The organism is Thalassobacillus sp. B23F22_16 (assembly GCF_043496955.1).
GTDB classification, from domain to species: domain Bacteria; phylum Bacillota; class Bacilli; order Bacillales; family Halobacillaceae; genus Thalassobacillus; species Thalassobacillus devorans_A.
Genome location: NZ_JBIEKD010000005.1, coordinates 16,083 through 35,299, shown reverse-complemented (window position 1 = coordinate 35,299; position 19,217 = coordinate 16,083). Strand labels below are relative to the sequence as shown.

Below are 19,217 nucleotides of genomic sequence, written 5' to 3'. Positions count from 1 at the left end.
TCCTATCGTTTCTTCAAGTCTACTACATTATTTTTCAGTTTGCAGAATCCATCAATCTCGCATTCAATCACATCTCCATCCCGGATAACCACCGCTCCAGGAGTCCCTGTGGAAATGATGTCCCCTGGCTGTAGTGTCATTACCTGGGAATGAAAAGCCACCAGATAATAAGGGTTAAAAGTCATATTGCTGACGGAGTTTTTTCGATGACATTCCCCATTAATGATGGTCGCTACTTCTAAATCAAACACTTCAGCCACTTCATCCGTAGTAACCAGTTCAGGTCCAAAGCTGAAAAAAGTGTCAAAGCTTTTTGAACGCGTCAAATAGCGTGGATTACGCTGGAGGATATCCTCTGCGGTCATATCAATGATGGTCGTATAACCGGCAATAACCTCTTTCACTTCTGATTCGGAAATATTTTTACATTCCTTCCCGATGATTACTCCTAATTCAGCTTCCCCTGTTGTCCGCTCTGACTGCACAGGTAACTGGATGGTATCTTTGTGACCGATGATTGTGGTTGCTGGTTTCATAAAGCTTGCCGGCTCTGAACTTGGAGCTATTTCCTTCAGGTCAGAAGCATGATCGACGTAGTTAAGCCCGATCCCCCAAATCTTTCGTGGATGCCGATAAAGTGGTCGATAGACAGCTTCTTCACTTGCTAGAAAGTGAGATTCCAAATCCTTTTTCTCATCTTCACTTCTTTCATTCCACCAATCTCTCAGGGAAGATAGTTTTTCTTCATTAATCAATTCATACAGCCCTATCGGCCAATCTGTACCCGCAACATCATTGATAGATTGGATGGGGAGCAGACGCTCACCATCCACAATAGCAGCGACTTCCATGCCACCCTGATTGATTGTTGCTAATCGCATAGTCTCTCCCCCCTACTTGCCTGCTTCTGCCGTCTGGTTCGATGGCAGATTTGGTGTGTTTTTAAAATTGGTAAATAATACGTATGAGAACACGATCAAACCAATCAAATCTGTCCAGATGCCAGGGTAGATCAATAGCAGTGCAGCTGCACCGGATACCGCCCTCAGCCAACCCGGTAGCTCTTTCATAAAGTAACCTTCCGTCATGATCGATAATAAGAATACCCCGATTAACGAAGTGATGGTGATAACAATAATATTCATAAAGTTAGCATCAATCATCAGCATTTCATGCGAGAACACGAACATGAATGGTACGATGAACCCGGCAATCGCAAGTTTCATCGCCTGGAATCCAGTCTGGTTCGGATTTCCTCCTGCTATCCCGGCCCCTGCGAATGCGGCCAGTGCGACAGGCGGTGTAATGTTAGCAAAAATACCAAAATAGAACACAAACATATGAGCAACGAATGTTGCTGTTTCCGTAGACCCTGCAAGTTCCCGGTACAATGGAAGCTGCAATAGGATTGGTGCTGCCATCGTACTAGTAATGATATACGTCGGGATACTAGGCAGACCCATTCCAAGGATAATAGAAGTGATCATTGTCAGGAACAAGGTGATGATCAGCTGGATCAATGGACTGTTTACAGCACTACCGATATTGACGATGCTGTTGGCAATTTCCAACGCAACACCTGTCAATGAAGCAATTCCGACAACAATTCCGACAGCACCACAGGCAATCGCAACAGGAACCGTGGTCCTTGCTCCATCCTCCAGTGCCTTAAGGGCGTCCTTCACACCTACTTCATCCGCCTCAAGCTTCAGCCATTTTCTCCATAGATTGATAGCCAGCGGGATAACAATAATTAAGAGCAGTTCCCACCAATCGCTTCGCACATTCGGTATGGCACCGCCGCTGAAAAGAGCAGACAGCTGGGGCTGGAAAATCAGAAACAAGGAAATACCAGTTATAATCGGTACCATCTGCTTCGAACCGGCAATCACCACGGTTGCTATGATGGACCAGAAAGCCGCATAAAAAGGTGTCTTTCCTGAAAACAAGAGGTACAATAAAATCATCATCGGTATGATTAAATGCCCGCGTTTAGCAATGACTGCTTTCAACCTTGGCAGTTCACTTTTAGGCATGCCCTGCAGTCCACGTTTTGAAGCCCGAAAATGGACTTGCAGTAATATTCCTACATAGAATAGCAGTGCCGGAATAATACCCGCCAGTATGATTTTGGTATAGGCTACATTCAGGTTTTCTGCCATGATGAAGGCGGCCGCTCCCATAATCGGGGGGAGAATCTGTCCACCGACACTAGCTGCCGATTCCACGGCACCAGCGAAATTCTTTTTATAACCAATCTTCTTCATCAACGGAATGGTAAACGCACCCGTTGTTACTACGTTTGCGATTGCAGAACCATTGATCGAACCAAGAAACCCACTGGAGATGACAGCGACTTTTGCTGGACCACCTTTTGTATGTCCCGCCACAGCTAAGGCGAGATCATTGAACAACTGCCCCATTCCGGATCGTCCTAAAAATGCCCCGAATAGTATAAATAAGATAATATAACTGGCTGATACACCAATCGCTGTTCCAAGGACCCCTTCCGTAATAAAAACGAGTTGTCCGATGATTTGCTTCGATACACTTAGAACGACAGGTGATGTCAATTCAGGATAAATGGAGAGTTTTACATAGAACCCATAAATGAGGAAACCGAGCGCTAATAAAGACAGGCCCCATCCTGTTACCCTGCGCGTAATATCGAATAATAAAAATAGGATAAGTAAACCAATATAGAAGTCCGTATCATTGATACGTCCACCCGATTCTATAATACGTTCTGCAGTAAAAAACATATAAATCCCGACACCGAGTGACAGTGCAGCAGTGAAATAATCATAGAAAGGAACCGACTTGCCTGGTTTTCCTTTGCTGCGAACAAATGGATATAGTAAGAAACCAAGTGTCATTAATGTGTATAAGTGAATACTCCGCTGCTTGATATCAACAAGCGATCCAGCATAGGAAGTATATAAATGGAACAGTGATAAGGAAATTGCCAAAATAGTAATTACGAGTGCTATCGGCTTTGTGATTCCTGTCCTCACTGTACTTTCGCGGTCATAATCTTCTGCTGATTTTTTCTGTTTCTTCCCCATACGCTCACCTCATTCTAGTAGCTATATAATAACCGATGGCATGGAGCAAATTTGCTTCTTCCACTGTGAAACGATAGGATTGAGAAGCTCTCATCTGCCAGACCTCGTCTCCACGTATGACACGATGATCCGTCGTTTTTCCTGTTCTCGTCACCAGTTCCATGCCTATCGGCTGATGGATGTCTGTCATGTAGACCCAGCCGTCTTTAATAAATGTATCCTCACCAGTATCACTTGGCACCCCGGCCCCAAATGTTTTGAACCTTGTCGAGTCAAGGACAATTTGATATTCTTCCACTTTAAAGAACTCTTCCCATTCCTCATTTTCAACAGAATGGGTCCACCGAATCGAAAAGTCCTTATCCTTCTGAAGATATAGCACCTTTTCCAACTCGTTTTCTCCAGAAACTTTCAGTACAGGAATCGTGTAGAACGTCATCACCGGAAGCAGGAGGATAATACAAGCAGCAAGTAAAATGATGATTCGTTTCATCGGACTATTTTAAAAAGGGCACCAAATTGATGCCCTTTTTGCTTACTCCAAAATTCCTTGTTCTTCATAAAACTTCTTTGCTCCCGGATGAAGAGGTGCAATTAAGTCTTTAGCAATTTCATCACGCTCTAATTGTTTAAGTGCTCCGACTGCAACTTCATCTGTTCCCAGATATTCGTAATATCGTTTTGTCATGTCATAGACGACATCTTCGCTTAGATCAGGAGAAACGATAATCATGTTTTGAATACCTACTGTTTCTACTTTATTTTCTAACTCATATTGAGCTTCGTTGCCTGCTTCAATCGTATATTCTTTATAGAATGGATATTTCTCCATCAGTTTTTCAGCAGTATCCCCTTTGATTTCTACAAAGTTAATGTCCGTCTGCTGCATCAAATCAGTGATATTACTGTTTGGTACTCCGGATGTAAAGAATGCCGCATCCAGATTTCCGTTTTTCATTTCCTGTACACTGTCAGCGTAGCCAGTATGCGTCACTTTAGATAAATCGTCGTAAGTCACTCCCACAGACTCCAATACTTTCTTCGCACTTTGTTCTACTCCGGAACCCACCTTGCCAACACCGACCTTTTTACCTTCTAAATCTTCGATGGATTCAATCCCACTATCTTTCAAAGCAACTACTTGGACAACATTTTGATACATGCCAGCCATTGCTTGTACATCAACAGAGCCACCATCGAATTGCCCAGTACCTTCGATCGCATCATAGCCTACATCACTCATGATAATTGCCATCTGGTTCAACCCATCCTGAATGTTCTGAATGTTGGCGACAGAAGCACCAGTGGACTCCACCGTAACATTGCCAATTTGATCACTTTCTTCAAAAATAGGCTTCAATGCCCCGCCGATCGGATAATAGGTTCCAGATGTACCACCTGTACCAAATACAATTGATTGTTCACCAGAACCACCGGAATCTCCTTCCGAACCATCCGCCTCATCATTACCACCACAAGCAGCCAACAGCATGACAATTGCTAAAGTAAAAATAAATGATAATCGCTTTATCATATAAAAACCCCCATTTCGAAATATAAACTAATTACATGTTACCGCTTACATGTTATTTTTTGAATATTATGACCATATTGGACATTTTGGTCATTTTGGTCACAATATTAATGATTGGTGTTTTAAAAAAACAATATTAAAAAAGGCCACCTCATTTCAAATGAGATAAGCCTGTTTAATGATTAATTTTATATCGATTTACAGGGCGTCCAACGCCGCCATACTGAATATCCAGGACGACCTCCCCGATATTCTTCAAATAATCCAGATACCTTCTTGCTGTTACACGAGCAATGCCAATCCCATCTGCAACTTGTTCTGCAGAAAGGGCTTCCTTCTGCTCCCTTAAGAAAAGAATTATCTGCTCCAGCGTCTGTTCATTCAAACCTTTCGGAAGTTCTTTTGACGACGATGGTGACTGTTTGGCACCGGTGATTACATCATCTATTTGCTTCTGGGCCAGCTCTCCCTCCCCGGAAAAACGTTGATGCAAGTCCCGGTAGCGAGTCAGCGCCTGCTCCAGGCGCTCGAACTTGAATGGTTTGACAATATAGTCCGTCGCGCCTCGCTGCAGCATCTTTTTAATCGTTCCTTTATCGTTGGCAGCTGTAATTACAATGACATCTATATCCAGCTGTTCCCCTCGAAGCTGTTCCAGTGTTTCCATCCCATCTTTTTCAGGCATATAAATATCCAGCACGATCAAGTCTGGTTTAATTTTCCTGGTGAGCTCCATTCCCTCTTCTCCGTCAGAAGCAATTGCTACCACTTGAAATCCAGGGACGCGTTCGATGAACTGCCTGTTTACTTCCTGAACCATCGGATCATCTTCAATCAACAAAACTTTTATCACTGGTGATGTCATCCCTTCTCCTCCTTCAAGTTCATCGGAAATGTCAGCAAAACGCTCGTCCCTTCTCCTGGTTGAGAAATGACTTCTATTTCTCCCTGGCCTTTTTCCACTGTTTTATGGACGAGATACAAACCATAGCCAGAGCCACCTTCCCCTTTCGTGGTGTAGCCTTTCTCAAAAATATGATTCTTTTTCTCTTTTGGAATTCCTTTTCCATTATCCTCCACTGCTATGGCACAGATGGTATCATCCTGTTTGATGGAGATATCCACCCATTTCTGAGCCCGTTTGATACCATGGAAGGAGTGGAAGGCATTTTCGATTAAGTTTCCTAAAATAAGTACAAAATCATGTTTGTCCAGTAACGGGGGATAGCTTTTCAATTCACTGGTTTCATCAATAGAAACCTCTATCCCTATTTCTTTCCCACGGCTCACCTTACTGAGCAGAAGTCCGGAAATACTGTAATCTTTCATATTCGTAATCAAAAACCGGGATAATTCTTCTTGCTTTTCACTAGCGTCAAATACAAATTCCAGCGCCTGCTCCTTTTTGTCCAGCTGAATCAGACCTGCAATCGTGTGAAGCTTATTTAAATGTTCATGGTTTTGTACCCGTAATGCATCGACGAAGGCTTTTACACCCGTTAATTCTTCAGCAAGCTTCGTTGCTTCTGTCCGGTCCTGGAAAACTGCGACAGCACCTACGATTTCATTCTCCACACGGATAGGTACGCGGGTACTCATAATCAACTTGTCCCCGACTCGCATTTCTTCATGATAAACAGGAGCCCCTTCCTGTAAGACTTTTAATAATTTAGTCTCACGGACAACAGATTGAATTGGCTCACCAATCCAGTCTCCTTTTATATCAAGAATTTGTTTCGCTTTATCATTCAGAATCGATATGCTTCCATCCTTATCAATCGCAACAATCCCTTCATTCATTGCCTGGAAAGTTGCTGTTCTTTCTACTAATAGCTGTACAATTTCATAGGGCTCCAGTCGAAAAGTCTGGTCTTTCAAATGCCGGGCAAGCAGCCAGGAACCGATGACCCCGAATAAGGCAGTTAAAAATAGAACAAATAGAATTTCTTTTTTTATATCGTTTAAAATTTCACCAACGGAGGGAAGGATATTGCCTACAATTGCTACACCAATCTGTTCATGGTCCTCACTCATAATGGGAACGAACGCACGGATAGCCGTCCCCATCTCCCCTTGCGCTTTAGCGGTATAGCTGTGTTCTGCAAAGGCAGGACCTTCATCTTTACCGGATGAAACAGTACCTAGCTGATCAGCAACAGGATGGGAATAGCGAATCCGGTTCATATTTAAAATAACAATATAGTCCGCATCGTTGACTGTTCGAATCCGCTCTACAATGGGATTTATTTTTGTCCATCCGGCTGGTTCTGTCAAATATTCTTTGATATCAGGAAGGTTGGCTACCGTACGCCCGGTAATCATGGCGTGTTCTCCCAACGCATCTTCTTTCGATTCAATTGTATTTCCAATTACAATAATCCCACCGATCAGAATCGAAAAAAGAACGACCCCAAATGACAGGATTGTGATTTTCCAGCGGATCGGCATATGCTTGAGTGTCATGAGGAATCTTCCTTCCCATCAGGCTATACCTAGTGTACCATTTATTCTTTGGTGTGTTACACTATTGAAAACGATTACGAGCGAGGTGGCAGGATTGCGCACAGTCATCACGATTACGGCTTTCATCATCACCGGAATTTTCACTGCCCTATTTTTCGGATTCGATTTGAGTAATGCCTCCAGTTCTCTGGAATATGATGATGAGCAGGAAGGGATCAAAGATAAGATTGTCATCCAATTCAGTCATGTAGTGGCAGAGAATACTCCGAAAGGAATGGCAGCCAGAAGGTTCGCATCTCTTGTAGAATCACGTACCAACGGTGAAATTAAAATCCAGGTGCATTCCAACGGCACGCTCTATAGTGATCAGAATGAGTATGAAGCACTGAGAGAGGGACGAGTGGAAATGATTGCCCCTGCCACTTCTAATTTAACGAAACGATTTCTGAAATGGCAGGTTCTCGACCTCCCGTTCATTTTCCCTTCCTACCAAGCTGTAGAGGAAGCCTATGAGGGGGAAATCGGAGAAACACTGCTCCGTGACCTTGAACAGGATGACATCAAAGGATTGACCTTTTGGTATAATGGTTACAAACAAGTGACCAATAGCAGCCAGCCAATCTTATATCCCGAGGATTTTCATCGTCTTCATTTCCGGATAATGCCCAGTCCTGTCATCGAGTCCCAGTTCGAACAATTAGGCGCCAGCACCAGTGAACTTCCTTTTAATAAAACATATCGGAATCTCGAAGTGGACTTCGTCAACGGCCAGGAAAACACTGCTTCCAATATCTATTCAAAGAAATTATTCCAGGATCAGTCCTATATGACCATCAGTAACCATGGTTACCTTGGGTATGCCGTACTGATCAATGAAGCATTTTGGAACAACCTTTCTAATGAACATAGAGAAATCATTGAAGGTGCGATGACTGAAACCACCAACTGGGTGCGACGCCACTCCATTGAAATGAACGACGAGTCTACAAGAAAATTGAGGCAGGAAGAGAACCTGCAGATTGATTACCTGACCCAAGCCCAACAAGAAGCATGGGAACAGCGGCTCCGTCCGATTTATGAAGAAACAGAATCGATGGTGGGCTCAAAGTTAATGAAGAAAATATATAAATTAAAGGATAAATACAGTAATTAACTAGCTTGTAGGAGGAGAGAACATGAATACAATTTTTGTAGCCGGACATTCGAAATTACCGACTGGAATTGCAGCCAACCATATTTCTGAATCATTGACGCTGACTCTGGAAATCGATAAAAAATACGGGGTCATTGTGGACGCGTCCTGCACACTGGCAACCGATCACGGCAGAGAATACGTGAAAAATCTGTTGAAAGGGTACAGCCTCAAGGAAGGGTTGGATGAGCCTTTGAAACAGCTGGAAAACGGTTATCGAGGGAAAGCAGGCAATGCAATTGCAGCTGCCTTAAAAGATTCCTATAAACAGTATCAAATGCACGACTAAAAAAACCGCTCATTGTGAGCGGTTTTTTAGTATATAATTTTTTCGATATCAATGCGGACACGAAACAGTTTAGTTCGTGACAAGACTTGGCTTCAATTTATCGCTCGCCTTCAAGTGGTCCTGAGGAGGGATCCGGTGAACTATTTCTTTTCCGATTTCTAAGGATGCCGTAGCGGCCGGTGATGGCGCGTTACAGACATGAATGGATTTCTTCCCTGGGATAATATAGAAATCATCCACGAGACGACCATCCTTCAACATCGCTTGCGCTCTTACTCCCGCATGAGTCGGTACTACATCATCCACCTGGATTTCCGGGACAAGGCGCTGCAGACTTTTGACAAACGTCTGTTTATGGAAAGATCGCACCATCTCCTTCAAGCCTTCCTGTAAGTTACTGCCTGCCATTTTCCAAAAGCCAGGAAAAGTAATCGTCTCCAGAGTATCTTTCAGGTGAAATGCCGTTTTATGATACCCTTCCCGTTTGAAACTCAGTACAGCATTAGGCCCCGCATGAATACTGCCATCAATCATCCTGGTTAAATGGACGCCAAGAAAAGGGAAATCCGGGTTCGGAATCGGATATATCAGGTTTTTCACAAGGTGGCGTTTATCATCTTTCAAGGTGAAGTACTCACCGCGGAATGGTACAATTTTCACATCTGTCTGTATCTTAGCCATCTTGACCAGGCGGTCACTATGAAGCCCGGCGCAGTTGATCAAGAAACGCGACAGGATTGTCTGTTTATCTGTGTCGATGAATACCTCCTTGGACGATTCATCAATATTTAATACCTTCGTACCGAGTAATAAATCCACACCTGCTTCTTCTACTAACTTCGCCAACGTCTCGGTAACTTGTTTATAGTTGACGATCCCTGTAGTCGGCACCTTCAGGGCAGCTTTTCCATTGACGTGCGGCTCGATTTCCAGCAGTTCTTCCCGACTTAGTCGGGTAGCATTTATGCCATTCTGGTGTGCGTTCTTATAGAGCTTTTCCATTCTTGGCAGCTCTTCGTCTTCAGTCGCCACCAACACTTTTCCACAAACTTCATGCTCGACATCATGCTCTTTACAAAACGCTACCATGGAAGCGGCGCCCTGCTTGGCTAGTCTGGCTTTCATGCTCCCTGGCTTGTAATAGACACCGGAGTGAATAACCCCGCTGTTGCGGCCGGTCTGATGGCTCGCCCAGGATTTTTCTTTTTCTATAACGGCTATTTTGGCAGCCGGATATTTTTTAGTAAGGGAATAGGCGGTAGATAAACCGACTATTCCCCCACCAATTATGGTGAAATCATACATGCTGACTACTCCCTCCTCATCCAACGCTTACTCTGCGAACCTTCCTCGCTGACGCAGTAACTCTCTATGCAATTCCGTATTTTTTTCGAACGCTTCACGCCCATGCAGCCAGAAGCGGTTATTCAACATGATCAAGTCGCCTTCTGGAAGATCAAGACCAATCGTCGCCGGCGAATTCTCCATAGAATGGGACAAGTCCTTTAGATACTTTGCCTGATCGATCGTCTCCGGGTACACGAACTGGTCGATGAAACAAATGCAGGGACCATTATTATGCTCATAGAAAGTCTGGCGCAGTACATCTTCTGAGACGTTTTTACTTGCAGGCGCTTTGTATGTGAATTTATATTTTGCCAGCGGATGATTATAGAAATAATCCATCTCTTCCCAGTCATCAAGATGAAGCAAGCGGGAGCGTCCGCCAACGGCATTCTCTTCCTCGAACTTCATCATCAGCAGCCAGTCTGTCGGCTCATCGACATAGGTGCCATCGGTGTGCAATGTAAACGTCCGGTAGGCCTGGCGAAGATAGGAATCACTATCATCTGTATGCTTTACCGTAAAACGCGCGTAGTACTTACCTGACATCGCATCGAAGTTTGGCGTACCGACGAGATGGGTCAGTGCCGTAGAAAACTTCACATAGTCCTGATCGTCTTTCGTCCGTCCCTGCAGCCCGATGGTGAAGCCGCCTGTCTTACGATCATGAAGAATACCACGGATTGTCTGTACAAACTCTTCTCCTACTAACTCTACCAGCTTATCAGCCGCCATCAAACGCATATATGGAACATATTCCAGCTGCTCATCACTGACATCCTTTAAGTCTGCTACGAACTTATCAATGACATCGCTTTCAAATTCAATATGATAGAGACGGTGATGTTCCGGGTGCTGCACAACCTTATACCCTTTTCCAGTTTGAAGCTCTAATTTACCTTTTTGTAGATCCATCGCACACATTATTAAAAACCTCCTGATATTTTGATAGTTTTTGGCTGCTGACGGGCCCTTCAGCGATTAAAAAAAGCCAGTATAGTCCCTTAGTTTCAAGGAAAAATACTGGCTTCTAAACTGCGTGGTTGCTCTGGCGCTCAGAGCTCTGGCAGTTTTGACAGTCACTTATTTATTTGAACGTTTGTGATAAACTAGCAAACCGGCTTTGAAAGGGGATACCTTTCTAAAGGTTGCTTTCTGTTATCTACTATATAACAATCTAAATTTTCTGTCAATAATATTATTAACTTTTTCACTATACTTATAGTAATTGTTAAGAGCGCGTACACTGTTGTAACCTTTAAAGCTCATCGTATTTTTCATAGTCGATCGCCTGGTACAGCTCTTTCCTGGTCTGCATATCTTCCAGCCTACTTTGCTGCGTTCCTTTTTCATAGATAGTTCGATACACACGCTCCACCGCTTTGGCAGCTGCCCGCAGCGAAGTAACAGGATAAATCACCATGGAGAAGCCTAGAGCAGCAATTTCATCTGCAGTTTTGTAAGGCGTCTTACCAAACTCGGTCATATTGAAAAGTAAAGGAACATCGAGTCGAGAAGCAAAATATTTCATTTCTTCATCTGTTCTTACGGCTTCAGGAAAAATGGCATTGGCTCCCGCTTCTATATAATATTTTGCTCTATCAATAGCGTCTTCGCTTCCTGTAACAGCTAACGCATCGGTACGGCCGACGATGACCAAGTCAGGTTCCGCTTGTTTCATCAATCGTATCTTTTCCCCTACTTCTTCTTTACCTGTCAATTGCTTGCCATCCAAATGCCCGCACTTCTTCGGGAAAACCTGGTCTTCAATCTGGACAGCGGCTACCCTTACTTTTACTAAATCACGGGCCAGCCTTGCCACGTTAAAGGCCTCCCCATATCCAGTGTCGATGTCGACGAGCAATGGTAAGTTTGTAGCGTTGATAATTTCTTCTGCCTTGCGAACTAGTTCTTCGTGAGTCATCAATCCAATATCAGGCAGCCCTTTACTTGCAGACAATGCTCCTCCCGATAAGTAAAGGGAGGTAAAACCAATATCTTTTGCAATGATACCTGATAATCCATGATGAGCCCCCACCAGCCGCATTAATTCCTTGCTCTTCATCTGGTTTCGAAATGATGTACTTAATTCCTTCTGGCTGGTTCGCTCATCCATCATCCATGACATCTACAATCCCCCCTGCTTTACTAGTTCATTGAAATACGCCTGGACTTCTTTATTCGAAAGCTTCTCCTCATTATGAAAATTTAATAGATCCTTCGTCCGTTTTTTCGTATATCGTACTTCCATATTCTTAAGAAACTTAGCTTCTAAAAGAGGGTAGCCTTCTTGTCTGCGTTCACGATGTCCAATTGGATACCGTACCTCTACCCGTTCCGTAGAGCTTCCATCTACAAAATGAACTGTAACTGCATTAGCAATTGAACGCTTATCCGGGTGAAGATACTCTACGGTATAGTCAGCATTTTCTACTACTTTCATTTTTTCTCGAAGCTGATCGATTTCAGGGTGAGCCAGTGCAAAATCATCCTCATAATGGTCTGCTTCCAATTCTCCTAAGAGCAGTCCAACAGCTGTGATGTACTGAATACAATGGTCACGGTCAGCCGGGTTATTCAATTCCCCTGTCTTGTCGATAATCCGCTTGGCTGATTCCTGTGTTTCAATCACAACCTCTTTAACCTCTTCCACTCTTCCCTTCACTTGGTCATGAAGGGTGACGGCACATTCCGCAGCGGTCTGTGCGTGGAATTCTGCAGGGAAGGATATTTTAAATAAAACATTTTCCATCACATAGTCTTTCATTTCCCGGGAAAGTGTCAGCTCCTTCCCATCTAACATGACATCCTGAAATCCCCAAGTTTTAGCACTGATTGCTGTCGGATAGCCCATTTCATCTTTCATCGCCATTAAGGCAAGGCGGACTCCACGGCTGGTCGCATCCCCTGCTGCCCATGATTTTCGGGACCCCGTATTCGGAAAATGGCGGTAAGTCCTCAAGCTTCCATTATCGATCCATGCATTGCTGACAGCATTCATCACTTGCTGTTTCGTTCCCCCTAACATGGCTGCAGCGACTGCAGTGGTTGCAATTTTAACGAATAGCACATGATCAATCCCCTGTCGGTTCATGCTATTGCTTAGTGCCAGAATCCCCTGAATTTCATGCGCCTGGATGGAACGGTAGAGCACTTCTTTCATAGTCAAAGGGGATTTACCTTCTGACAGACGCTTGCGAGAAAGGTAGTCCGCTAAAGCTAATATTCCTCCAAGATTATCGGATGGGTGCCCCCATTCTTCTGCAAGCCAGGTATCGTTATAATCTAGCCAGCGAATTAATAACCCGATATTGAAGGCAGCCTGGACAGGGTCCAATTCATAAGAAGTCCCGGGAACGCGCGCACCATTAGGTGTCTGTATCCCTGGTACAATCGGACCCAAGTGTTTTGTACACTCCGGATATTTCTGTGCAAGAATCGCACACCCAACGGAATCCAGCAAAACATAGCGGGCATTACGATAAGCTTCCTCGCTGAATTGCTGCTCTTCTGTCACGTAAGCAGCTATTTCTTCAATCACTTCATCAAATACTTGCATGTTCCTTTCACCTCTTAATCTTGTGTAGCATCTTTTTTGCGAATTCTTATTAGTGGCACGACAAATGACAAGGCACTGACAATCAATAAGGAGATGGAAATAGGATCAGAAACAAGGATTGCCAGATTGCCACCCGATGCGGTCAACGCCTGTCGCAACGCCTGTTCCATCATTCCGCCCAGGATAAAGGCAAGTATGAATGGGGCTGCAGGAAATGAAAACAAGCGCATCAAGTAGCCGATCACTCCAAATATGAGTAATAAATAAAGGTCAAATGTACTGAAGCTGATAGAATATACACCAATTAAGCTGAAAATGATGACAAGAGAGATCAGCATCGGCCGGGATATCTTCAATATTTTTGCGATATAAGGGATTAATGGTAAGTTAAGAATCAATAAAAATACATTTCCGATATACATACTGGCAATAATCCCCCAGAAAATTTCCGGACGATCCTGTACTAGCAGTGGACCAGGCTGAATACCCAGAACCAGAAATGCCCCCAGCATGACGGCAGTAGTGCCAGAGCCAGGAATACCTAAACTTAGCAACGGAACGAATGCACCGCTCGTAGCAGCGTTGTTGGCTGTTTCCGGTGCAGCTACTCCTCTTATCGACCCTTTCCCGAATTCTTCCGGCTTCTTGGCTATCCTTTTTTCAGTAATATAACCGATAAACGACGCAATTGTTGCACCGGCTCCTGGAAGCACACCAAGAATGAAACCTAAGAAAGATTGTCTTGTCATCGGTCCTTTCATTTCTTTAAGATCTTCTTTACTCAACTTCAAATTGCCGATGTCACTTTGTTTGCTTAACGATTTGTCTTTTCGATTGATGATTAAGAAACAGACTTCTGCAATGGCAAAAAGTCCAAGAGCTATGACAAGAAAGTCGATACCTTCAATAAGATTAGGGGTTCCAAACGTAAAGCGGGTAGTCCCTGTCTGGGCGTCCATCCCAATCGTAGCTGCTATGAAACCTAACGTAGCTGCTATCAATGCTTTAATCGTCGAACCTTCCGATAGACTGGAGATTGCAGTAAGTCCTAGAAACATCAAGGCAAAATACTGCGGGGGACCAAACGAAACTGCTACCTGTGCGAGAGCTGGCGCGAATAGCATCAATAGAACCACTGAAACAGTTCCTCCTGTGAAAGAGGAGATAGCTGCAATTGCCAGTGCCTTACCAGCCTCTCCCCGTTGCGCCATCGGGTAGCCATCGAATGCGGTTGCTACTGTACCCGAAATTCCCGGGGCGTTTAATAAAATGGAAGAGGTTGAACCGCCAAAGACAGCACCATAATAAACACCAGCCATCATCACTAAAGCAGCGGAAGGATCCATTCCATACGTGACTGGGATCATGATAGCAATGGCACTGATCGGTCCCAAACCAGGCATCATTCCAATCAATGTCCCGGTTACAACGCCAATCAAAACAAACATGATTCCTTGTAAACTAAATGCAACTTGGAAGCCTTGCATCAGGCCGTCTAATGCACCCATTTTTCACCAACACCTTTTAAAATGGTAATATTCCTTGAGGTAAACGAATCTGTAATAAATAGTTGAATAGATAATACAAAACGGAAGGAAAAATAAGTGATACCAATAAATTGCTCACCCATCTGTTATAACCCAGGAACCAGGAACAGAAGAAAATAAACAAGGCTGTTGCAATCAGGAACCCGACTATTTCAAATAAGAAAATATATAAAAAGATCATTCCTCCGACTGCAAGTATGACCATCAATTCTTTTTTGGGCACGCTTCGTTTTTTCTTTTGTTCTTCCGTTTCGGAAGACTTGTCAAAGAAAAGCAATACGGCTAATCCAACCAGCAAGTAACCAAGCGCTTTCGGTACAAGGTCGGAATCCACAGGAACATATGGATATTCCTTCAGGTTGTAACTTAAGTACAAATAACCGCTCCCAAACAGGATTAGAAAAACACTTATTTTTTGATTCATCGTTTTAAGCACATGCATCACCTTCATAAAAAGAGTTCGAGTTTGCAAGAGAAGGGTCTGCCCTCCCTGAACCGCCATCTGCGGCGGAATGAAAGTAATCAGACCCTTAAGCAAACAAACTCGCATGTTCTGTTTATTGACCTAAGCCCAGTTCTTCAAGCAGGCTTCCTAATTCGTCATTTTGTTCTTGCAGGAACTCCTGATATTCTTCACTATTCATGTACATTTCGTTCCATCCGTACTGGTCACGAAGCTCTGCGAATGCGTCAGAGTCACTGACTTCCTTGAATTTCTCTTCATAATAAGCAACTGCTGCCGGATCCATGTCTTTCGGACCGAAGAACCCTCTCCAGTTTACGAATGTTGCATCGATTCCCTGCTCTTTTGCAGTTTCAAAATCAGATAACACATCTCCATCCAGTCTTTCTTCTGCAGTGACACCTAGAACTTTAATTTTTCCTGCTTTTACTTGTTCCACTGTTTCAGCAACACCTGTGGAATAAACATCAGCACTTCCATTCAAAATTTGTGTAAGCGCTCCGCCTTCCTGTTCAGAAACATATTTGATTTCCTGGATATCTACTCCCGCCGCCTTGGCGATTTTAACAAATTGCATGTGATCCATGGAACCAGGTGAAGACGCTCCGACTACCGTAACACTGGATGGATCTTCTTTCATGTCGTCGAACAAGTCATTTAAGTTATCCCACTCGGCATCTTCAGAAACAGCAAATGCACCATAGTCTGCAATCATATTGGATAGTGGTGTGAAATCTTCATAGGACAAGTCTGACTGTCCATTTAACGGAACAAAGATTAATGGAGGTGAAGATACGAATAAATTGTGGGGATCATTCGTGCTATTGATGTAAGACCAGCCTACTGCGCCCCCGCCACCAGGCTTATTGACAACACCAATATCCGTATCTACAATACCTTCCTCTTCCATAATCTTACCGACACTTCTGGCTGTTGTATCCCAGCCGCCACCAGCGCCACTAGGAGCTACAATTTCTATATTCTGTTCTGGCTCCCAGTCACCCCCGCCTTCTCCAGAATCCGTTTCTGAATCAGCGCTTTGATCGCCGCAAGCTACTACAAATACAAGTAATGATAAAATAGCCATCATCCATAATTTCTTCATGTAAATACCTCTCCCTTTCAAGATGTAATCTTTCATTAACTTCATGGTAAAAGAAAGAAATGAAATTGTAACCGTTTTCAAAATATTCTGTTTTAAAAGCAATAAAAAAATAAACCACATAAAATTCACGAAAGAAAAAAATGAGGCCTTTACATAAAAAAAAGCCCCTTACTCGGGGCTGTTCATCCATTTAGATAGTATTTCCTTTCCGGTCTTCCTACTTTACCGTACCGCATTTCTGCCTTCCCTTCTTCTATAGAAATCAAATACTCCAAATAGCGCCGGGCAGTAGTTTTGGAAGCCCCCATCTGATCACTTGCCTGTTCGGCGGTCAGACCGTCTTCGGTTTCTGCCAGCATGCTTCTTACCTTATCAAGAGTAAGTGGATCTATTCCTTTTGGCATATTTTCACTCGGAGGGGTAGTACTCTTCTTACTGCCAATCAATTGATCTACCATATCCTGATCGAAGGTATCCGTCGAGTCTATCATTTGTTGCTTTTCTTGATAATCATAGATAGTTTTTTTGAAGCGGTCAAGAGAAACCGGCTTAATGATATAGTCGATAACCCCATATTTTATAGCTATTTCAATCATTGCTTTATCATTGGCAGCTGTGATCATAATGATATCTATCGTAGGAGAAAGCTCTCTAATATCATGCAGCAATTCCGTTCCAAGCTTATCTGGCATATAGACGTCCAATAATAATAAATCTGGTTGTTCGTCAGCTATGATTTCAAGGGTTTCCTTTCCATTCAATGCTTTTCCGACTACTTGGAATCCTGTTATTTCACTTAAAAATTTTTCATGGAGCTGTGCCACCCGAAAATCATCTTCAGCGATCACGACCTTAATCATTGAAGCCACCTCCCTTTTTAGGTATGAATATTGAAAACATTGCTCCCTCACTGGATGTCTGGCTGATTTCCATCGTCCCACCAAGTTCTTCTACAATTTCGTTCACGTTCGCTAATCCAAAACCTCGGTTTTGACCTTTTTTAGTGGAAAATCCTCTCATGAACAAATACGGCATAATCGAGTCAGAGATGCCAGGTCCATTATCTGTAATTTCAAAAACAATATCACTGCCGATATCAGTTGCAAAGAAACCCACCTTTTTATCTTCCTGACTACTTACCGCTTCGAAGGCATTGTCAATGATATTACCTAATATCGTTACCAGCTTAGAACGATTGATATGTTTTGGAATTAATTGAAGAGACGATTCACTATCAATTGAGAAATCTACTTTTTGTTCCGACGCTTTACTTATTTTCCCCAATAGGATCGCCTGGACAGTATCATCTTGAATCTGATCAAAAAGAACCTTGTTTTGAGTCTGAGACGTTTGAAACTCGCTTTCTATCAAGTCAATAGCTTCCTGATAATTTCCTAGCTGAAGCAGGCCAAGCAACACGTACATTTTATTGGTAAATTCATGTGTTTGCGCCCTTAAGTCCTCAGAATACCGCTTCACTTCAGAAAGAGCATTAACCATTTCTCTTACCTCTGTCTTGTCCCGAAAACTGGCAACTACCCCGACGACGTTATCATCTTCCAGAATAGGTGTGCGATTGACAATGATGACCCGGTCTTTCAGAATCATTTCTTCATTATGTTCAGGCGTGCCTGATTCCAGGACACGAAGCATTTGAGTATTCGGTAATATTTCTTCGATTGGTTTCTTGTTCGTATCTTCCGCTATGTTCAACATAGCTTTTGCTGATTGATTGATCATCGTAACGAGGCCTTGATGATCAATGGCAATGATTCCTTCTTTCACCGAAGAAAGAACAGCTTCCCGATCGCGGTAGAGCGAAGCTATTTGGAAAGGCTCAAGCCCCATCGTGTCCTTCCGTATACTTCTAGCCAGCATAAAACTTCCAAATGTGCCGAGAAGAAGAACTGCGATAGAAATACCACCGATATCCATAAATTTCTGCAAGGCAGCTGAGTTGATATCATCAATCAAAAAGCCGACGGACACAATCCCGATGATATCTCCATCATCATCTAAGATAGGTGCCTTGCCCCTCAGCGACGGCCCTAATGTACCTTCTGCTTTTGAGATATAATATTCACCATTTTTTAAAGCACGATCGTTATCTCCGCCAACCATTTGTTCACCGATTTTCCACGGGTCAGGGTGTGCATAACGGATACTATCCTCATTCCCTATGACGACAAACTCTGCACCTATCTCTTTTTGTACGCTTAACGCTATCGGCTGTATGATCTCAGCCGGATCGTCACGAGTGAATGCATCTTTGATTGTCGGCATAAAGGAAAGTGTAGTAGCAGCCTGAAGTGCCAGCTGACCCATTCTATCTTCCGTATCCTGCTTTTCCCAATAAGCAAACACACCAGAGAGTATAATAATGATCGATACAATTAATGTGATTACCAGCCCAAGGATTTTTGTTTGTAAGGACACACGAAAACGGCTAGTCATGATGAGAGAGCTCCTTTACATAAAGCGCTTGTATTATAGTTTATTTTAACATGCCAGTACATGGGTGAAGCGAAAAGAACAAAAGCGCAAGCGCCTTGCTAGTAATGACGTTCGACTAAAAAACGGCACGTCCTCAAAAAAGACCTTGTCCTGCAGGCCTCCGACAAGCTTAAGACAAGCCTCGCCGTGACGTTGTTTGTAC

The 19,217-nt window shown here is 43.4% G+C and carries 17 protein-coding genes; 2 read left to right on the top strand and 15 right to left on the bottom strand.

Annotated elements, in window-relative coordinates:
* Positions 1–2: 2 nt before the first annotated feature.
* The 6 genes from ACGTNI_RS05875 to ACGTNI_RS05850 form a co-directional block, all read right to left on the bottom strand.
* Complete coding sequence (locus tag ACGTNI_RS05875; protein WP_394460719.1) at positions 3–881, bottom strand: fumarylacetoacetate hydrolase family protein; 879 nt, start codon at positions 879–881, stop codon at positions 3–5.
* 12 nt (positions 882–893) lie between these two features.
* Positions 894–3,065 (bottom strand): TRAP transporter permease, encoded by a 2,172-nt coding sequence (locus ACGTNI_RS05870; protein WP_394460718.1) that lies wholly within the window; start codon positions 3,063–3,065, stop codon positions 894–896.
* A 4-nt stretch (positions 3,066–3,069) separates the two neighbouring features.
* A complete protein-coding gene (locus tag ACGTNI_RS05865; protein ID WP_394460716.1) occupies positions 3,070–3,558 on the bottom strand; it encodes a DUF1850 domain-containing protein in 489 nt (162 codons plus the stop codon).
* A 42-nt stretch (positions 3,559–3,600) separates the two neighbouring features.
* Complete coding sequence (locus tag ACGTNI_RS05860; protein WP_062439711.1) at positions 3,601–4,599, bottom strand: TAXI family TRAP transporter solute-binding subunit; 999 nt, start codon at positions 4,597–4,599, stop codon at positions 3,601–3,603.
* Between the two features lie 175 nt (positions 4,600–4,774).
* Positions 4,775–5,464, bottom strand: a complete 690-nt coding sequence (locus ACGTNI_RS05855; RefSeq protein ID WP_394460714.1) for a response regulator — start codon at positions 5,462–5,464, stop codon at positions 4,775–4,777.
* Positions 5,461–7,062, bottom strand: coding sequence for an ATP-binding protein (locus ACGTNI_RS05850; protein ID WP_394460712.1), 1,602 nt, complete (start codon positions 7,060–7,062; stop codon positions 5,461–5,463). Before ACGTNI_RS05850 ends, ACGTNI_RS05855 begins: the two co-directional genes overlap by 4 nt.
* Positions 7,063–7,126: 64 nt before the next feature.
* Between ACGTNI_RS05850 and ACGTNI_RS05845 the strand changes: the two genes are divergently transcribed.
* Entirely contained in the window at positions 7,127–8,215 is a 1,089-nt protein-coding gene (locus ACGTNI_RS05845; RefSeq protein WP_394460710.1) for a DctP family TRAP transporter solute-binding subunit, read from the top strand.
* Positions 8,216–8,237: 22 nt separating this feature from the next.
* Entirely contained in the window at positions 8,238–8,543 is a 306-nt protein-coding gene (locus ACGTNI_RS05840) for a DUF3870 domain-containing protein (RefSeq protein WP_394460708.1), read from the top strand.
* 69 nt (positions 8,544–8,612) lie between these two features.
* Here the strand turns inward: ACGTNI_RS05840 and lhgD are convergent, their stop codons facing one another.
* The 9 genes from lhgD to ACGTNI_RS05795 all read right to left on the bottom strand — a co-directional run bounded on the left by lhgD (position 8,613) and on the right by ACGTNI_RS05795 (position 19,015).
* Positions 8,613–9,848: an L-2-hydroxyglutarate dehydrogenase gene (gene lhgD, locus ACGTNI_RS05835; protein WP_394460706.1), complete on the bottom strand. Its 1,236-nt coding sequence runs from the start codon at positions 9,846–9,848 to the stop codon at positions 8,613–8,615.
* A gap of 27 nt (positions 9,849–9,875) precedes the next feature.
* Positions 9,876–10,811 (bottom strand): glutarate dioxygenase GlaH, encoded by a 936-nt coding sequence (gene glaH / locus ACGTNI_RS05830; protein ID WP_394460704.1) that lies wholly within the window; start codon positions 10,809–10,811, stop codon positions 9,876–9,878.
* A gap of 334 nt (positions 10,812–11,145) precedes the next feature.
* Positions 11,146–12,015: a methylisocitrate lyase gene (gene prpB, locus ACGTNI_RS05825; protein ID WP_394460702.1), complete on the bottom strand. Its 870-nt coding sequence runs from the start codon at positions 12,013–12,015 to the stop codon at positions 11,146–11,148.
* Positions 12,016–13,446, bottom strand: coding sequence for a bifunctional 2-methylcitrate dehydratase/aconitate hydratase (locus ACGTNI_RS05820; RefSeq protein WP_394460700.1), 1,431 nt, complete (start codon positions 13,444–13,446; stop codon positions 12,016–12,018).
* Positions 13,447–13,460: 14 nt separating this feature from the next.
* A complete protein-coding gene (locus ACGTNI_RS05815) occupies positions 13,461–14,954 on the bottom strand; it encodes a tripartite tricarboxylate transporter permease (protein ID WP_394460698.1) in 1,494 nt (497 codons plus the stop codon).
* 16 nt (positions 14,955–14,970) lie between these two features.
* Complete coding sequence (locus ACGTNI_RS05810; RefSeq protein ID WP_394460923.1) at positions 14,971–15,435, bottom strand: tripartite tricarboxylate transporter TctB family protein; 465 nt, start codon at positions 15,433–15,435, stop codon at positions 14,971–14,973.
* A 115-nt stretch (positions 15,436–15,550) separates the two neighbouring features.
* Entirely contained in the window at positions 15,551–16,561 is a 1,011-nt protein-coding gene (locus ACGTNI_RS05805) for a tripartite tricarboxylate transporter substrate binding protein (protein WP_394460696.1), read from the bottom strand.
* A gap of 182 nt (positions 16,562–16,743) precedes the next feature.
* Positions 16,744–17,421, bottom strand: a complete 678-nt coding sequence (locus ACGTNI_RS05800) for a response regulator (protein ID WP_394460694.1) — start codon at positions 17,419–17,421, stop codon at positions 16,744–16,746.
* Complete coding sequence (locus tag ACGTNI_RS05795; RefSeq protein WP_394460692.1) at positions 17,414–19,015, bottom strand: ATP-binding protein; 1,602 nt, start codon at positions 19,013–19,015, stop codon at positions 17,414–17,416. Before ACGTNI_RS05795 ends, ACGTNI_RS05800 begins: the two co-directional genes overlap by 8 nt.
* Positions 19,016–19,217: the final 202 nt, after the last annotated feature.

Bases quoted from the DNA above. Each gene is read 5' to 3' on its own strand.
- lhgD (WP_394460706.1), bottom strand. From the start codon at position 9,848: ATGTATGATTTCACCATAATTGGTGGGGGAATAGTCGGTTTATCTACC.
- ACGTNI_RS05875 (WP_394460719.1), bottom strand. From the start codon at position 881: ATGCGATTAGCAACAATCAATCAGGGTGGCATGGAAGTCGCTGCTATT.
- glaH (WP_394460704.1), bottom strand. From the start codon at position 10,811: ATGTGTGCGATGGATCTACAAAAAGGTAAATTAGAGCTTCAAACTGGA.
- ACGTNI_RS05870 (WP_394460718.1), bottom strand. From the start codon at position 3,065: ATGGGGAAGAAACAGAAAAAATCAGCAGAAGATTATGACCGCGAAAGT.
- ACGTNI_RS05800 (WP_394460694.1), bottom strand. From the start codon at position 17,421: ATGATTAAGGTCGTGATCGCTGAAGATGATTTTCGGGTGGCACAGCTC.
- ACGTNI_RS05810 (WP_394460923.1), bottom strand. From the start codon at position 15,435: ATGCATGTGCTTAAAACGATGAATCAAAAAATAAGTGTTTTTCTAATC.
- prpB (WP_394460702.1), bottom strand. From the start codon at position 12,015: ATGTCATGGATGATGGATGAGCGAACCAGCCAGAAGGAATTAAGTACA.
- ACGTNI_RS05815 (WP_394460698.1), bottom strand. From the start codon at position 14,954: ATGGGTGCATTAGACGGCCTGATGCAAGGCTTCCAAGTTGCATTTAGT.
- ACGTNI_RS05855 (WP_394460714.1), bottom strand. From the start codon at position 5,464: ATGACATCACCAGTGATAAAAGTTTTGTTGATTGAAGATGATCCGATG.
- ACGTNI_RS05865 (WP_394460716.1), bottom strand. From the start codon at position 3,558: ATGAAACGAATCATCATTTTACTTGCTGCTTGTATTATCCTCCTGCTT.
- ACGTNI_RS05805 (WP_394460696.1), bottom strand. From the start codon at position 16,561: ATGAAGAAATTATGGATGATGGCTATTTTATCATTACTTGTATTTGTA.
- ACGTNI_RS05840 (WP_394460708.1), top strand. From the start codon at position 8,238: ATGAATACAATTTTTGTAGCCGGACATTCGAAATTACCGACTGGAATT.
- ACGTNI_RS05850 (WP_394460712.1), bottom strand. From the start codon at position 7,062: ATGACACTCAAGCATATGCCGATCCGCTGGAAAATCACAATCCTGTCA.
- ACGTNI_RS05820 (WP_394460700.1), bottom strand. From the start codon at position 13,446: ATGCAAGTATTTGATGAAGTGATTGAAGAAATAGCTGCTTACGTGACA.
- ACGTNI_RS05860 (WP_062439711.1), bottom strand. From the start codon at position 4,599: ATGATAAAGCGATTATCATTTATTTTTACTTTAGCAATTGTCATGCTG.
- ACGTNI_RS05795 (WP_394460692.1), bottom strand. From the start codon at position 19,015: ATGACTAGCCGTTTTCGTGTGTCCTTACAAACAAAAATCCTTGGGCTG.